We start from the raw sequence: 14,718 nt of genomic DNA on the forward strand, positions 1-14,718 counted from the left end.
TTATTAGTTTAGACGAATAATAAAGAGAGAAAGGTCATCATGTGGTTCTGCTTCTCCCACAAATTCACTTACTTTTTGTAAAATTGCCTGTCTTACCACTTCCGGTGGATCATTGATATGGGATAGGATGACAGATTCCAATCTCTCTTCTGAAAAGAGTTCTTCTTTCGTATTCATGGCTTCTGTTACACCATCTGTGTATAAAACCAATAAATCACCAGGAAGATAACTCACAGTATGTTCGGAAAATTCGCAATTTCCAATCCCCATCGGTTGGCCTTTTCCGGAAAGGTGTTGGATTTTATGATGTTTTTTGCGATAGATGATTTGCATATTATGACCTGCAGAAGAATAGGTTAATTCTTTTTTGGTCATATTGATTCGTACAAGCATAGCGGTGACAAACATAAGGAAACCAGATTTGTCTTGTAAGATTTGATTTGCATTGAAGAGAGCTTCGCTAGTGGAAGTGGTTTTAGAAACTTCTTGTTGTAAAACTGTTTTTGAAAACTCCATAAAAAGGGCAGCTGGTGTTCCTTTTCCAGATACATCGGCAATGATTACAGAGACTTCATCTTTTCCATGAACTACCATATCATAGAAGTCTCCACCAATTTCACGGGAAGCTTGGTAGTAGGTATCAAATTCTAAAAGTGAGTATTGTTTAGGAATGATGGGGAGTGAGTGTTTTTGGATCATAGCTGCGACTTGCATATCGCGGTCTATGTTTTTCAAACGTTCACTTTGTATCTTTACTTGTAAGGCGGTATAGGCTTCCCCGACTTGGTTTGTCAGCGTTCGCAAAATCCGAATGTCCATTTCATCAAAACGAGTGCGGGATGTTTTGTCTGATACCACAAGAGAACCAAGCCATTCTTTGTTTTTGAGAATGGGGAAAAGGATCAGACTATGTTGGAAAAGTCCTTTGTGAGTGAGTTGGATTCCTTGGGGAGAATTTGCGGTAATGATTTTGATCCCTTTAAACATCCAATCGGCTTTGTCAGCAAAGAGTAAAACTTCTACATCTTCATCATGAATTTGGTCCGAAAATCCTTTGGATTTGGATCTTGGAAGGCCCTTCTTTTCAATTTTTTCAAAGTTGAGACAAACCCGATCCACTTGTAAAACTTCGGATATGGTTTTGACAGCAAGGTCCATAAATTCATCCGAACTTTGGATGTTAGCAAGGGCTTGGGAAATTTGAAAGAGGCAATTGAGTTCGTTGGCGCGTAAATTTAAGCTGTCTATTAGAAGGCGATTTTTGACGGCGATGGCGGCTAAGTTTGAAAGGTATCTTAGAATTTTGATATCGTTGTTATTAAAATCACGGTTGTCCAAAGAGTTTACGGCTTCGAGTACACCTTGTACTTCTCCTTGGGCAATCATAGGAACACAAAGGAGATTCCTTGTGACATATCCGACTTTTTGGTCAATGGCTTTGAATATTCTTGGATCGTTTGCGGCATCGTTGACAATTTCTGGTTTGAGAGTTTCTAAAACCATTCCGGCGATTCCTTTTCCCCTAGGAACTGTTAGGTGGGCAAGGGATTCTTCTTTTAAACCACTCGTTGTATTGAACACTAACTGATCATTTTCTTTGTCATATAGAAGAAGGGAGGAGCCTTCTGTTTGAAGAACATCACGGGTGATTCCCATGATCTCGCCGAGAAGTGTATCCAAATCTTCTTGCGAATTGATACGGCTTGTAATGTCTGAAATCAGACTTAATGTCAGTAGTTTAGTAGGCATCCGAATCTATCCTTGTTCGATCAAACTTCCAATCCCTTGGTTCGTCAATATTTCAATTAAGACGGAATGGGGAACTCGACCGTCAATGATGTGGGCCCGTTTGACACCTGAGTCAATGGCTCCCAAACAACACTCTACTTTAGGTATCATGCCACCAGAGATCTGTCCAGTTTTTATATATTTGTGAATGTCCGCTTTTTTTAGACCCGTTACCAATTGACCATCAATCAGAATACCGGGTGTGTCTGTGAGTAAAATGAGTTTGTCTGCATGGAGAGCTTGTGCAATGGCCCCTGCCATGGTATCAGCATTGATATTGAGTGTTTGGCCCTCTTTCGACATGGCAACAGGTGAGATGATGGGTATAAAACCTTCACGTTGTAAGGTGAATATGATCTTGGGATCCACTTCGGAGATTTCTCCCACAAGGCCTAAATCGATTTTTTGAACCTTACCGTCCTCACCTTCGACTTCCATAAGATATTTTTCTGCAAGGGCAAGGCCACCATCTTTTCCCGATAGACCAACTGGTTTCCCCCCTTTTTCTTGGATGAGAGAAACAATCTGTTTGTTTACTTTGCCAGTGAGAACCATCTCTACCACTTCCATGGTGGCTTCGTCTGTGACTCTGTGGCCACGAATGAACTGGGTATTGAGGTTTAAAGACTTGATAAGGGAGTTGATTTCAGGCCCACCACCGTGTACAACAACAGGATTGATTCCTAGGTATTTGAGGAGTACAATATCTTCTGCAAAAGATGCTTTTAACTCTTCTTCCACCATGGCAGCTCCACCATATTTGATGACAATGGTTTTCCCCGAATAATTGATCAAATAGGGAAGAGCTTCCAAGATATGATTGATTTTTTCAGAATGGTGGTTCATAAAAGACCTCATTTATGATAATGAAATTTAAAGCCGCCGCAGTGCAAGTCACAAGTACAGCAAGAGTCTCAAATAACCTAACTAAGTGTAGGCAACTTGTGGAAGAGGCTGCGAGTGCCGGTGCCAAAGTCATAGGCCTACCGGAAAACTTTTCGTTTATGGGTTCGGAAGCAGAGAAAAAAAATCTCCTTGGCCAAATTGAAGAGGAGACCACTGCCTTTCTGAAAGAGACAGCAAAAGACCTCGGAATTTTTCTACTCGGAGGAGGGTTCCCCACAAAAGCTCCTACGGGTAAGGTATTCAACACTGCCGTCATTGTTAGTCCCAGTGGTGAAGAAGTATTTCGGTATCACAAAGCCCATCTTTTTAATGCGGTGGTTGGGGATGGGTTCAATTACAGCGAATCTAATTCTACAGAGAGTGGCGGAAAAGTTCCTGAGGTCATCCAAACCGAATATGGAAAGATCTCTTCGGCAATTTGTTATGACATTCGATTTCCAGAACTTTTCCGTGCTTTGTCCGAGAAGGGTGTGGAACTTTGTTTTTTGCCGGCAGCCTTTACGGTTCCCACAGGGGTTGCCCATTGGCATGTATTACTCCGTGCTCGTGCGATCGAAAATTTTATGTATGTTTTGGCACCGGGCCAAACAGGAACCCATGACCCTCATGGGAATCGTAAAACCTTTGGTCATTCACTTATCATTTCCCCTTGGGGAGAAATTCTAGATGAAATAGACAATGAAGAAGGATTCGCCATTGCAGATATCGACTTACAAAAGTTAATTGATATTAGAAACCAACTTCCGAGTTTAAACCATCGCCTGTTTTAAAAAAAAGATTTTTTAGCCGCTGAAGCTTTTTTCATTAGAATGAAATCTTTCATTACTTTCTCTGCCGCTTTTTGTTTTTCCATATGTACAAAGTGTCCACATTCAGAAAATAAAACTGCCTTCACATGAGGAGTGGTTCTTTCTAATTCCATTACATCCTTTCCTGGAATGATAGGATCTTCTTCTCCACGCATGATGAGGGTAGGAACCCGATTTCCAAAGACTATGGGTCTGATGTCAGTTCTGTCCAACATCTCAAGGATCATGAGAATTTGTCTTGGATTCAAACATTCAAATTGTGGGTTGTATTCTTTTAAGAATTGTTTAATGTCTTCTCTTGCATGGAAGGCAGCAGAGTCATACACTCCATAAGAAAATCCAATTTGTAAAGCTTTAGGGAGGGACTTCCCAAGTTTAAATCCAAAGTCAAAAAAACTTCCTAAGTTCGCCCGAAGTCCCACCACACCGATTTTTAAAATCCCAGGTACGGGACCGTGGACAAAAGGTGCTATGGAGATCACTTGTTTGATCCTTTGTGGGAATAGGGAAGCGATGGCAAGGACTGCCATTCCACCTGTGGAGTGACCCACGAGAGTGATGTCTTTTTCGCCCGCAGAGGCCCATATTCCTTGCGCTTGTGTTTCTAAAAAATCTTGGAGGGTGAGTCCTTTTTTTTGATCAAAGATTTGAGCGGGATAATGACCCACTAAGTCTAGTTCAATGACATCGCCCAGTTCACGAAAAAAAGGAATGTTAAGACCCCAATACCCTGCCGCCGAACACCAACCACCGATAAGCACAATGGTTTCTTTGGATTTTGGATTCAGAGATTTATGTTTAACGTAAGTGAGTCTGTGATTTTTCCAGTTATAAATTTGTCTTTCTGACATATAAATCCTCTAGTCTTCTATGATGCGGGGAAAGGATCCTAGAATTTTTGTCACCACTTCATAATTGATAGTTCCTGTCCAAGTCGCGTGATCATCGGCTGATATGGTTTCGTTTCCCGATTTTCCAATAATGACTACATCGTCACCAATGGTGGCATCTGGAATATGTGTGATATCAAGCATTGTCATATTCATACAAATCCGACCTAAAATTTTAGCACGTTCACCGCGAACTAACATATACCCGTTGTTGGAAAGTTTCCTGTCCAGTCCCTCATAGTATCCGACGGGAACAACTGCCAATTTCGTATCGTGAGTGGTTTTATATGTGGACCCGTAACCAATAAAACTTCCTTGGTTTAGGTTTTGGATGTGTTGGATTTGTGTTTTCCACGTAAGCGCTGGTTTTAACATCCCCACATCTTTTTTCATAAGAGAGAGAGAAAGTTTGGTTTCTAAACTGGGCCAAAGTCCATAAAGAGAAATTCCGACACGAACCAAGTCCATCCTTGCTTCGGAAAACAACATGGCAGAAGCAGAAGAAGCGCAATGACAAATCAGATCAATAAACCCATGTTTGGCGAATGTGTCTATCGTATCTTGGAACCTACCGAGTTGTAACATCGAGTAACTATGTTCTGTAAAATCTTCTGTACTTGCAAAGTGAGTGGCAATTCCAGAGAGAGGTAGTTTTTTTTCAAAAATTTCTTTAGCCAGGACTTCGGCATTATTGGTTGGGATTCCAAGCCTTGACATTCCCGTATCGACTTTCAAATGGATTTTGGGAGTGGGGGAAAGTTTGGCTAAGATTTCCATTTCTTCCACACGAGAGACCATCACCCAAAAGTTTTCATCAGCCAAGGATTCTTTTCTTTCCGCGAGGTTAGGAATGCTTCCCATAATGAGGATGGTGGCTTTGGTATACACCCTCCGAATGGATAAGGCTTCTTCTAAAGAATTGACCCCCAAATAATCGGTACCGGCATCCAGGGCGATGGAGGCGGTGGCAAGAAGTCCATGCCCATAGGCATTGGACTTAATAATGGCAGTAAACTTGGTTTTTGGTCCAATGAGTTTGCGAAAAAGGGCGATATTGTGACTAAACGCCGACCGAGAGAGGTAAATCCGAGAAGAGAGCACGGTCCCATTTTTTTTTACTTTTCTCTTCTGTCGCTTCAGATATTTCTATTTTTGCATGTCTGTGAATCACTCTGAACTTCCTTCGTTTCCTCCCTTTGCCAATTGGAAAGGGATCTCCCAATACTTTCCCGTACAAACTGATTCTGTTTGGCTGAATTATTGCGGAACCACACCGGTATCTACCTATGCCATCGAGATGATGAACCTCTACTTTCAGGAATATGCAAGATACGGTATCTTTGCTCCGAACTTTGCTGAGCCCTTGATCAAGTCTTCTATCCGAGGTTATATCGCAGAAATCCTTGCCTGCGATCCCTCTGAGATTGGGATTGTACATAACACGAGTGAGGGGATCAATCTTTATTCTCATAGCATCCAGATTCCTAAGGGAAAACGGATTTTAGTTTTGGAAAACGAATACCCAAGTAATGTCTATCCATGGGAACATTGGAAAGAAAAAGGTGTGGGGCTCGAATTTATCCCTGTGGGAAAAACTCCCGAAGATTTTCTTCTCAATCTAAAGTTGGAATTAGAAAAAGGGGATGTATCTATTCTTAGCCTATCACCTGTTCATTGGTGCACGGGTGTGGTTTTTGATATGGAAGCCGTATCAAAGCTTTGTGAAACCCATCACACCAAACTTGTGATTGATGGAAGCCAAGCCGTCGGCCATATCGCCCTTGACTTTAGCAAAATCAAAGTGGCTTTTTGTGCCTTTGCCGCCTGGAAGTGGTTACTTGGTCCTTTGGGACTTGGGGTTGTGTATTTATCCAAAGAAGAATCCATAGGATTCCAACTTATTTTCAAAGGCCAAGCCAGTGTAGTCAACGATTCCAGCTATTTTCCTTACAGAGATGAATGGAAACCGGCAGCCGACCAATTTGAACAAAGTACCATCAACTTCAATGATTGGATTTATTTTTATGCATCCCTTCGGATGTTGTCCACACTTGGATTTTCTCGAGTGAGAGAACGAATTTATGAAATTGCAGATCTATTTAAAAAATCAATCCACGACCTTGGATTTACTTTGGAATCGGATGCTTTTCCCACCGTCAAAACAGGAATCCTTGCCATCACTGGACACAAGGATCCTTCTAAATTCCAACCTGAAGCCATCCAATCTTTCTTAAAACAAAAAGGAATCACCACGGCTGTTCGTTTGGGTCGGTTACGGATGGCACCTCACATTGCCATCGAAGAAGAACATGTGGCCCGAGTGAAAGAGGCTTTGAAAGAATACTTGAGCCAAAGTTAGGCGAATAGTGAATCCATCAAATATGTTGATAAAAATTTCTAAACAGATAGTGAATGCCTTCCCTCTGGTCCTACTCCTTATCGCAGGCTTTGGATTTTTATATCCAGAAAAAATCATTTGGTTTAAAGGCCCTTGGATCACTTATAGCCTTGGTGCCATTATGCTTGGGATGGGACTCACTCTTGAGGCAGAAGACTTCCTTCGGATTTTAAAACAACCCAAACCCATTCTCATTGGAACGGTTTTGCAATATACCATTATGCCACTGTTAGGTTACTCTCTTGGGTATTTGTTCCAACTGCCGGAAGCTTATGCCGTGGGACTGATCCTTGTTTCTTGTTGCCCTGGCGGAACCGCATCGAATGTCATAACATTTCTCTCCAAAGCAGATGTACCTCTAAGTGTCACTTTAACTTCTGTCTCTACCATCCTTGGAATTTTTATGACACCATTCCTTGTGGCCTTACTCATTGGAAGTCGATTGGAGATTGACAGGTGGGGTCTTGTCATTACTACCTTCCAAGTGATCTTAGTTCCTGTGGCTCTGGGTTTATTTTTAAAGTCACTTTTCCCTAAACTCACAAAAGAGATACAAGACCTTTTTCCGGTTCTCTCTGTATTCCTCATAGCGATGATTGTGGCCTCGATCATTGCCAGCGGAAAAGAAACCATCCTTAAGTCAGACTTTCGTATCTTCTTTGCAGTGGTAATTTTGCACCTAGGTGGGTTTGGACTCGGTGGGATCTTCAGTTGGTTTCTGACTAAGAACCCCAAAACAGCAAAAACAATATCGATTGAAGTGGGGATGCAAAATTCTGGGCTTGGGGCGGTCTTGGCAAAGACCCATTTTTTAGATCCAAGCACCGCCATTCCTAGTGCTTTATCGAGTTTGACTCATTCGCTCTTGGGAAGTTTATTTGCGACCTATTTCCGGAAGGAACCGAAAAAACCCGCTATTGTCGATTGACTATATATGGGGTCGGTACGTCATGGCATAAATTATGAGAGAAATCATAAAACTAACCTGTGTCCCATGTGCGATACCTGGGCGGTCAAATTACTTCCAGACTAAAAATAAGAAGACGAAGTCGGAAAAACTTGTGACTAAAAAATATTGCAAATTTTGCAAATCACATACTGATCACAAGGAATCCAAAGTCTAAGGGATAAGATGCCGAAACCAGCTGCAAAATCTTCATCAGCAGAGAAGGGAGTGGACAAAAAGTTCATCGAAGAGGTGCGTGAGCTCCTCCAAGAGAAAAAAGAGTCGCTTCTCATCAAACTCAACCAATGGGAAGACACCAGTTCTCCTTCTGGATTGAAAGAAATGGGGGATATTGCGGACATCGCATCCGAACTCAATTCAGAAGCTTTATCTTCTGTTTTGACTGAAAACGAAATTGAAACTCTACGCGAGATCGAACTTGCGTTAGAAAAGATTGAAAACGGAACCTATGGGATCTGCGAAGGAACAAAGAAAAAAATTCCGATCGCGAGGCTCAAGGCGCTTCCGTGGACAAGATTTACCGTAGAATTTGCAGAACAAATGGCAAAAAGCCGAAACCGTGCTGGTTACCGCATGGATTCTTTGTCTGCTTATCCTGCTACCGGAATGGATGTGGATTCTCTAGATTAAGAGAATCCCTTGATTCTTTTTCTCACTAAACACCCCGAATTCTCCCGTTTCCTTTAAATTTACAATTGATTCACTGGCCCAGGCTCTAAACTCTTTCTATCGTGAATTTTCTAGGCCGCCTGCGCTCCTTACCTATTTTTGATCTTCTTTTCTTTTCTTTCTGTACTTTTTTCGTTTGGAGCCTCCATCGGTATGTAGAGCCTGTACCGGCATCCTCTTTCTACCCTTCCTTTCTTTTGCAGTTTGCTTTTGCGTTCTTTCCTCAACTCTACCAGAGAAAATGGGGTAGGATATTTACAGCTCTCGGGGTTTTCACCTTCCTCCGGCTCCCTTATCTATCGGGACTACCGATGGTGGGTTCGTATCAGCTCGTAGGTCTATTTCTCGGCTCCATTCTCGGGATTTGGAGCCGAGAGGTCATCCTCATCCTTCTTGGCCGAAATGAAACAGCCCTTCCCAAACAATCCGAGCAAATACTAACCGACTGGATGATCCGAAACCCCACTGGGAAATCCAACCAACCCATTTGGTATTCCACATACTTTGGTTTTGTTCTGTTTCTTTCTATTCTGACCCTGCTTTGTCTTTTCCAATACCAAGGTCTTGGTTTGGTTACAGGGCTTGGAATCCAGGAGTATTTATACTTCCCCTCTCTTTCCTCTAGAGAAGCGATGGGCCTTTCATGTAAGATCTTGGTTCCCACTTCTCTTGTGATTTTATATCTTTTCTCTGAAGAAAGGTCTATGCCAACACCGTCTAAGGACAGTTTGTCGGAGCAGATTCGGTTTGGAATTTTTTTAGGACTAGGAATCAATTTACTCGTCATGGCGATTCAGTCTCTCTGGAGTTTGGAATTTTTTTCCGAAGGGACTTTAGAAAGTGTTAAGGTCGGACGAACAACAGGACTATTGCAGGACTCAGGTTCTGCGTCTTGGATCCTACCAATCCTTTCGTTTCTATGGATCACAAAACTCATCACTAATTGGCGAAAATCCAAAGAAAGGTTTAGTTTGGTTCTTGCGATTTTATCCTTTCTTTTTGTGACTTGGCTTGGACTCAAACAAGGGAAAGCTTTTTGGGTAGTCTGGACCATTTCCAATACAATCGGAATTATCCACCTAACTACCGATTTGTGGATTATATCCATTACAAAAAAAAGAATCACAAGGTTTGTTTTGTATTTATTCATTCCTGTTTTGGGATTTCTCACACTGTATGGACTTAGTTTTTTACAAAAAGATTGGGATCTAGTTGAGTTATCGAAACGTTTTATGGATGCAGTCTCTCTTTGGAGATCTCAACCATATTTAGCACTCAAACGTATGGATCTGATCCGAGCGGAGTTACTGACAATCTGTGTAGAAGGGATTAAAAATAATCTTTGGTTAGGGAATGGGATTGGGTCCTTCCCCTTAGGACTTTTGGATCCCTACCGAGTGGGAATCAAAACTTCCAATGGAATGATTGATTTCCCACCTAACTTTTATCTTTGGTTGGTACATGACTTAGGAATCCTTGGTACAGTTGTCTTTTCGTTTTTGATTGGTGTTTTTTTGTGGGAACGTGGTCTTTGGAAACAGGCAATATTACTTCTCATCCCTCTCTTTTTTGGAGTTCAAATCCAAAATTCTGATGGGGCCTTTCTTTGTTTTTACCTAATCCTTCTTGGGGAAAAGGGATTTGGGCATTCTCCTTCCTTTGATAAATTTAGAAAAACCATTTGGTTTTCTCCCTTACTCCTCATTCTTTCTGTGGGCCTACCTTTGAATTATGCACTTTTTTATTCTCAGAGGTATTGGGATTTAGGAATTGGATCAGAGTTTCGTAAGAACCAATTGGGAGATTACCAATCGGCAGCCACACTCCCTCCAAGATCACCTAACTATGAATATGAATTTCATGGAAAGGTCTGGGAATGGAAACTTTCGGAATTTCCAGCGGCACGAGTTGGCCGAATCGTTTTAGAAACAAATAGTAAAAGTTTAGTTGTGGAAATTTTGTTTTTGAATTCTGACCGAACCATCATAAAACAAGAGTTATTTTCTGAAGTCGGGCAAGGATACGGATGGTCTGGAGAATGTCCGAAAGGGGCATCCTATATCCGACTTAAGTCTAGATCCAAATTAGAATTTCGATTGCCCAGGTCTGGGTTTGATGGAAACAATCGAATTCAGTTTTAGAGATTTATACCAATCTTCGAATGTATAAATCTTTTGTAATTTTGGCGACGGTTTTGCCATCTTCGCCGACCACTTCCGTTTCATAGGTCCGAATAGTTTTTTTCTCTTTTTTTAAGAGTTCTTTTATGTCTTCAAATTCACTGTTCGGGATATGGAAGGTGGCAGTGACTGTACCTTCTCCGGGTTTGACAAAATCAATTTTGGCCCCTTTATCCCAAACCATATAATCTTTTCCCAAATTCATCATTAGTAAAAACATGAAGAAAGGATCGCACATAGAGTAGAGGGATCCTCCGAAATGGGTCCCCACATAATTCGTGTTTGATAAGATCAGGGGCATAGTCACTACCATAGTGTTTTGATCCACAAGTTGAGGTAGAATATTGGCACCTTCATAGGGTTTAAACATACGAAAGGCTTGTTCGAACCCATATGTTTGTTCTAAAAAATGCCACAAGGGATTTACTTTGTATTCTAGAAGAATATCTCTGTGTCTCATAAACACTAGGATTGGAAACATAGAATGATCGGTCTATTATTTCTTGTAAGTTACCAAGGGAGAAACCATAAAAATTAAGATTCCGGTGCTCCTAAAATTTCGTCTGTTTGACTCGAAATTTCCCGCAATTGCCCTTTCATTTTAAAGGTAAGTTGTAAGGTTCCTTGTTGTTCTTCACGAATTTCCTCACATTCCCTGCGGATTTTCTCAGACAGACCTTGGATATCTTCTAAATTTGTATGTATCGTTACAATTTCACCATAAACTTCACCGGACGTATCCCTAACCCTTTCCGCAATATCATCAAGGGTTTTTGCTTTCGAAAGGATGGCACCACCTCTTGATTTCAATTCTTGAATGGATTGAATCACTTCCGCTATAGTTCCATGAACAATATGAATTTCATCCGCAATAAATTGAAAAGCGTTACCAGATTCAATACCCAATCTTTCTGCTTTCCCATAATCATTTACGTTTTCTTTGAGTATCTTAGTGATTTGTCTAGCGTTGTTTGCAGTCATTGTAGATAACTTTCCAATTTCATCGGCTATGACTGTGAATCCCTTTCCTTCAGAACCAGAGTGAGTTGCTTCGATGGCAGCATTGATTGCAAGAAGGTTTGTTTCTTTTGAGACTCCGTTGATTAAATCGATTAGTTTCAAAATATTACCAGAAGATTCACTAAACTTTTTAATGGTTTTATTTGTATCACCTACTTTAATTCGCCCATCCTTACTTAAAAATACTAAATTCTCCATAGTTTCCGTTCTACTTTGGATTTCTGCGATTACAATATTCACAATATCAAACATAATATCAATTTCTTCAGAAGTTTTCCCGACTGCTTCCATAAGTTTAACTTCATCTGTTGCGAGTTGCGATACGATTTGATAGACGCGGTCAATGTCCTTGCCTGCGATATGAATTTTTTCATTGAGATCTACGATATGATTGCTAATGATATCCATTCGTTTATTGAGGGAAGAACAGTTTTGTAATAGGGTATCTGAATATTCATTGATATCGATCCCTAGTCCAGAAAGTAAAAGCACAGGATCAGCCGTTTTGAATTTTGGCCCTATCCATTGTTTGATGAGTTTTCGTTTTTTATTGAGTAAAAAGAGATAAAGAACGGTTAACAGGACTGTCCCCCAAGTAATGAAGATAGGGAATGGAGCAGGGATACTCCCGAGGAATGACTGCAAAATGATTATGCTTGCAAATACAACTAGGATTGTTACTAAAAAGTTTTCTAAACGGATGAGTTGAGGATAAACCTCATATTTTTCATTGAGTATTTCAAACTTATGTCTATTATTTCCCATTGGGTTATCAAAAATCACTTTTTATATATTTTTTTTAGAGAAAACTCACAATTTCCCCATCTAATGCATTAGACTATGATATTTACCAAAAGGGAAATCGACGAACACTATCCTCTTTCTGAACGATTGCGCTTAGAAAAAGCAAAATCTCAGAACTCTGTCATATACTGGATCAATGAGCTAGTTCGCAATCAAGTGCGTGGCGCAGAAGACGTAACCAGTCTCATTGAAGTGACAAAGGATTTAATCGCACAAGTAGAAGCATTGTATGCAGAAAAAGAAAATTCTACTTTCAGTGTAACTACAGACCAGACAATTCCAGTCGATTCTGGGTTATTAGAAGAACAACTCTCAAGTCTATACGAAGAAAAGACACTATTGTTCACAAAAACAAAAACAAATTCTATGGAAGAAGTAATCGCTCTCATCCAGGGAATGGAAGAACAATTGAACTCCATGTATTCTGAATACGAAACTTAAAAAAAAACAAATTTCAATTAGGAACTAAATTAATGAGTAAATTTATAGACCCGAATATTCTTAGCAAATTAGGAACATTGACACAAGCGGAAGCGGATGCAGCTGCCTTTGGAATTGTAAAGGTGGATGGAACTGGAAAAATCCTGTTGTATAACAAATATGAATCAGAACTCGCAAATGTGCCCATCCAAACTGCAGTGGGGAAAAACTTTTTCACAGAAGTAGCCATTTGTACTAATAACAGAATTTTTTATGGAAGGTTTAAAGAAGGGATGGTAACTGGAGACTTAGACATCGCTTTCAATTATGTATTCACATATAAGATGAAACCGACAAACGTTGTGATCCATTTGTATCACGATAAAACATCCGATTCCAATTGGATATTTGTCAAATTAAGATAGGGATTTCATCTTAATAAATAGAGTTTTTCTTTAATATATTCTTCAATCCCAGAAAGGCTGACAAAGTAACTGGTTTGTTTATCCTCTTCTGGGATTTTATGTTCTATTTTTTTTTCTAATTTCAGAATTAAATCAGTATATTGAATCGAATCCATTCCATAATCGTAAATTAAATGTTTATCGGGATCTGGTTTTCTTCCAAGGATGGATTCTAAAATTTCTAGAATACTGGAATGAGAATCGATTGGTTTCGAAATCTTTGCCATTCGGTTTTGGATCCGTTGGTATTCCTCGTTACAAAGTTTTGTGATGGTGGGGTAGTCTGGCTTTCCATTGGGTAGTTTTGGTATCGTAATATTTGTTAGCACTACCCTGGGTACATGGCTATCTGGCAACTCCCTTCGTAAAATTTGCAATATTTCCGATGTAGTTAAAGTTCCTGTTGAAAACAGCCCAATCGTTTGTCCAAAATCATCGAAGACAGGGACACAAAAAAATTCACCTTCTAGAGAAAGCCCGAGGATTTCTGATTCAATCCGATCTAAAGAAACTCTTTTCCCACTATGTTTGATGATCCTATCTTTTCTTCCTAAAAGATACCATCCAAGTTCCGACCAATTCCCTAAATCTCCTGTCGAATAGTATTCGTTAGCTGGTATTTCCTCTTTGGTCCAACCTTGGTCTGTCAACACAAAGGATTTCTGCGAAAGAAAAGGACTTTGAATTTGGAGTTCCGTTTCATCTAATCCTTCTAAAGTTTGAAACTTTGTTTTTAATCCTGGAAGTAACTGGAACCTGTTTTGCCTCAAAGGGTCTCTGGAACCAATTCCTCCTGTTTCTGTGGATCCATAGATTTCCAATATAGAAATCCCTCCACGGTCACGCAGAGTTCGAGATAGTGGCACAGGGAATTTCATTCCAGAAACCACAGCATTCTGTGGGAGTGGCCTATTTTGTACGAGTGCGGACTGGAGTTTTGGTGCAGAACTGATCCAAAGATTTTTTTCAGTGAGAGTGATGTCACAATCAATGGGAACACCTAATTGTTTGGGTAACAAATAACCCCAAAGTAATCCATAAAGATGACAGAGGGGGACTTGCACATGGACCTTATCGGACTCCACATAAAGGGATCGAATTTCAGGATTACTGGCCCAATAAGAAATTTCTTTTTCGATTTCTTCCCATTCTTTCCATACCATTTTCGGTAGTCCTGTGGACCCGGACGTGACCAGACAAAAGGATTTAGCGGACGTGAGCGAAGGGAGAGGGAATTGGTCTAAATGAGCTTCGAGTTTGGTTCCTTTCCAGAGTGGATCCACAAGGATTGGATTTTGGGATTCTAAATCAGATTCAAAGTTTCCGGAAAGGAAATACTCATTGTTTGCAAATCGAAGGACAGAGGTCATGAAACAAAAAATCCTCCCCCCATAGAATGAAGG

Annotated in this window: 15 protein-coding genes; 8 read left to right on the forward strand and 7 right to left on the reverse strand. The window is 40.5% G+C overall.

Annotated features, from left to right (window positions below):
- Positions 1-3 precede the first annotated feature (3 nt).
- Together JWG40_RS11355 and argB are read right to left on the reverse strand one after the other, a co-directional pair.
- A complete protein-coding gene (locus JWG40_RS11355; RefSeq protein WP_205285911.1) occupies positions 4-1,749 on the reverse strand; it encodes a SpoIIE family protein phosphatase in 1,746 nt (581 codons plus the stop codon).
- Positions 1,750-1,755: 6 nt separating this feature from the next.
- Positions 1,756-2,634 (reverse strand): acetylglutamate kinase, encoded by an 879-nt coding sequence (argB, locus tag JWG40_RS11360; protein WP_205285912.1) that lies wholly within the window; start codon positions 2,632-2,634, stop codon positions 1,756-1,758.
- 20 nt (positions 2,635-2,654) lie between these two features.
- Between argB and JWG40_RS11365 the strand changes: the two genes are divergently transcribed.
- Positions 2,655-3,464, forward strand: coding sequence for a carbon-nitrogen hydrolase family protein (locus tag JWG40_RS11365; RefSeq protein ID WP_205285913.1), 810 nt, complete (start codon positions 2,655-2,657; stop codon positions 3,462-3,464).
- Here the strand turns inward: JWG40_RS11365 and JWG40_RS11370 are convergent.
- Both JWG40_RS11370 and alr read right to left on the reverse strand, forming a co-directional pair.
- The gene (locus JWG40_RS11370; protein WP_205285914.1) at positions 3,461-4,354 is read right to left on the reverse strand and encodes an alpha/beta fold hydrolase; all 894 of its coding nucleotides are present in this window, start codon (positions 4,352-4,354) and stop codon (positions 3,461-3,463) included. The two genes, JWG40_RS11365 and JWG40_RS11370, sit on opposite strands and share 4 nt — an antisense overlap.
- 9 nt (positions 4,355-4,363) lie before the next feature.
- Positions 4,364-5,494 carry an alanine racemase gene (gene alr, locus JWG40_RS11375; RefSeq protein ID WP_205285915.1) on the reverse strand — a complete coding sequence of 377 codons (1,131 nt, stop codon included), beginning with the start codon at positions 5,492-5,494 and terminating at the stop codon, positions 4,364-4,366.
- Positions 5,495-5,549: 55 nt separating this feature from the next.
- Here alr and JWG40_RS11380 point away from each other — a divergent pair, with 55 nt between their 5' ends.
- From JWG40_RS11380 to JWG40_RS11400, 5 genes are all read left to right on the forward strand, one after another.
- Positions 5,550-6,752, forward strand: coding sequence for an aminotransferase class V-fold PLP-dependent enzyme (locus tag JWG40_RS11380; RefSeq protein WP_205285916.1), 1,203 nt, complete (start codon positions 5,550-5,552; stop codon positions 6,750-6,752).
- A gap of 22 nt (positions 6,753-6,774) precedes the next feature.
- Positions 6,775-7,719, forward strand: coding sequence for a bile acid:sodium symporter family protein (locus JWG40_RS11385; protein WP_205285917.1), 945 nt, complete (start codon positions 6,775-6,777; stop codon positions 7,717-7,719).
- Positions 7,720-7,753: 34 nt separating this feature from the next.
- Positions 7,754-7,915, forward strand: coding sequence for a 50S ribosomal protein L33 (rpmG, locus tag JWG40_RS11390; protein WP_081431684.1), 162 nt, complete (start codon positions 7,754-7,756; stop codon positions 7,913-7,915).
- 8 nt (positions 7,916-7,923) lie between these two features.
- Positions 7,924-8,388, forward strand: coding sequence for a TraR/DksA family transcriptional regulator (locus JWG40_RS11395; protein WP_205285918.1), 465 nt, complete (start codon positions 7,924-7,926; stop codon positions 8,386-8,388).
- Between the two features lie 101 nt (positions 8,389-8,489).
- Complete coding sequence (locus JWG40_RS11400; protein WP_205285919.1) at positions 8,490-10,568, forward strand: hypothetical protein; 2,079 nt, start codon at positions 8,490-8,492, stop codon at positions 10,566-10,568.
- Positions 10,569-10,572: 4 nt separating this feature from the next.
- Here the strand turns inward: JWG40_RS11400 and JWG40_RS11405 are convergent, their stop codons facing one another.
- Positions 10,573-11,067: a YiiD C-terminal domain-containing protein gene (locus JWG40_RS11405; protein WP_205285949.1), complete on the reverse strand. Its 495-nt coding sequence runs from the start codon at positions 11,065-11,067 to the stop codon at positions 10,573-10,575.
- A 74-nt stretch (positions 11,068-11,141) separates the two neighbouring features.
- Entirely contained in the window at positions 11,142-12,392 is a 1,251-nt protein-coding gene (locus tag JWG40_RS11410; RefSeq protein ID WP_205285920.1) for a methyl-accepting chemotaxis protein, read from the reverse strand.
- Between the two features lie 75 nt (positions 12,393-12,467).
- Between JWG40_RS11410 and JWG40_RS11415 the strand changes: the two genes are divergently transcribed.
- Together JWG40_RS11415 and JWG40_RS11420 are read left to right on the forward strand one after the other, a co-directional pair.
- A complete protein-coding gene (locus JWG40_RS11415; protein WP_205285921.1) occupies positions 12,468-12,872 on the forward strand; it encodes a hypothetical protein in 405 nt (134 codons plus the stop codon).
- Positions 12,873-12,904: 32 nt separating this feature from the next.
- Positions 12,905-13,276 carry a PAS domain-containing protein gene (locus JWG40_RS11420; RefSeq protein ID WP_205285922.1) on the forward strand — a complete coding sequence of 124 codons (372 nt, stop codon included), beginning with the start codon at positions 12,905-12,907 and terminating at the stop codon, positions 13,274-13,276.
- A gap of 5 nt (positions 13,277-13,281) precedes the next feature.
- Here JWG40_RS11420 and JWG40_RS11425 read toward each other — a convergent pair whose 3' ends face one another.
- Positions 13,282-14,685 (reverse strand): non-ribosomal peptide synthetase, encoded by a 1,404-nt coding sequence (locus JWG40_RS11425; protein WP_205285923.1) that lies wholly within the window; start codon positions 14,683-14,685, stop codon positions 13,282-13,284.
- Between the last annotated feature and the right edge of the window lie 33 nt (positions 14,686-14,718).

Origin of the sequence: Leptospira abararensis (assembly GCF_016918735.1) — a bacterium.
Lineage (GTDB): Bacteria > Spirochaetota > Leptospiria > Leptospirales > Leptospiraceae > Leptospira_A > Leptospira_A abararensis.

Bases quoted from the DNA above. Each gene is read 5' to 3' on its own strand.
- JWG40_RS11385 (WP_205285917.1), top strand. From the start codon at position 6,775: ATGTTGATAAAAATTTCTAAACAGATAGTGAATGCCTTCCCTCTGGTC.
- JWG40_RS11395 (WP_205285918.1), top strand. From the start codon at position 7,924: ATGCCGAAACCAGCTGCAAAATCTTCATCAGCAGAGAAGGGAGTGGAC.
- JWG40_RS11420 (WP_205285922.1), top strand. From the start codon at position 12,905: ATGAGTAAATTTATAGACCCGAATATTCTTAGCAAATTAGGAACATTG.
- JWG40_RS11370 (WP_205285914.1), bottom strand. From the start codon at position 4,354: ATGTCAGAAAGACAAATTTATAACTGGAAAAATCACAGACTCACTTAC.
- JWG40_RS11415 (WP_205285921.1), top strand. From the start codon at position 12,468: ATGATATTTACCAAAAGGGAAATCGACGAACACTATCCTCTTTCTGAA.
- JWG40_RS11355 (WP_205285911.1), bottom strand. From the start codon at position 1,749: ATGCCTACTAAACTACTGACATTAAGTCTGATTTCAGACATTACAAGC.
- argB (WP_205285912.1), bottom strand. From the start codon at position 2,634: ATGAACCACCATTCTGAAAAAATCAATCATATCTTGGAAGCTCTTCCC.
- JWG40_RS11405 (WP_205285949.1), bottom strand. From the start codon at position 11,067: ATGAGACACAGAGATATTCTTCTAGAATACAAAGTAAATCCCTTGTGG.
- JWG40_RS11410 (WP_205285920.1), bottom strand. From the start codon at position 12,392: ATGGGAAATAATAGACATAAGTTTGAAATACTCAATGAAAAATATGAG.
- JWG40_RS11365 (WP_205285913.1), top strand. From the start codon at position 2,655: ATGAAATTTAAAGCCGCCGCAGTGCAAGTCACAAGTACAGCAAGAGTC.
- JWG40_RS11380 (WP_205285916.1), top strand. From the start codon at position 5,550: ATGTCTGTGAATCACTCTGAACTTCCTTCGTTTCCTCCCTTTGCCAAT.
- rpmG (WP_081431684.1), top strand. From the start codon at position 7,754: ATGAGAGAAATCATAAAACTAACCTGTGTCCCATGTGCGATACCTGGG.
- JWG40_RS11425 (WP_205285923.1), bottom strand. From the start codon at position 14,685: ATGACCTCTGTCCTTCGATTTGCAAACAATGAGTATTTCCTTTCCGGA.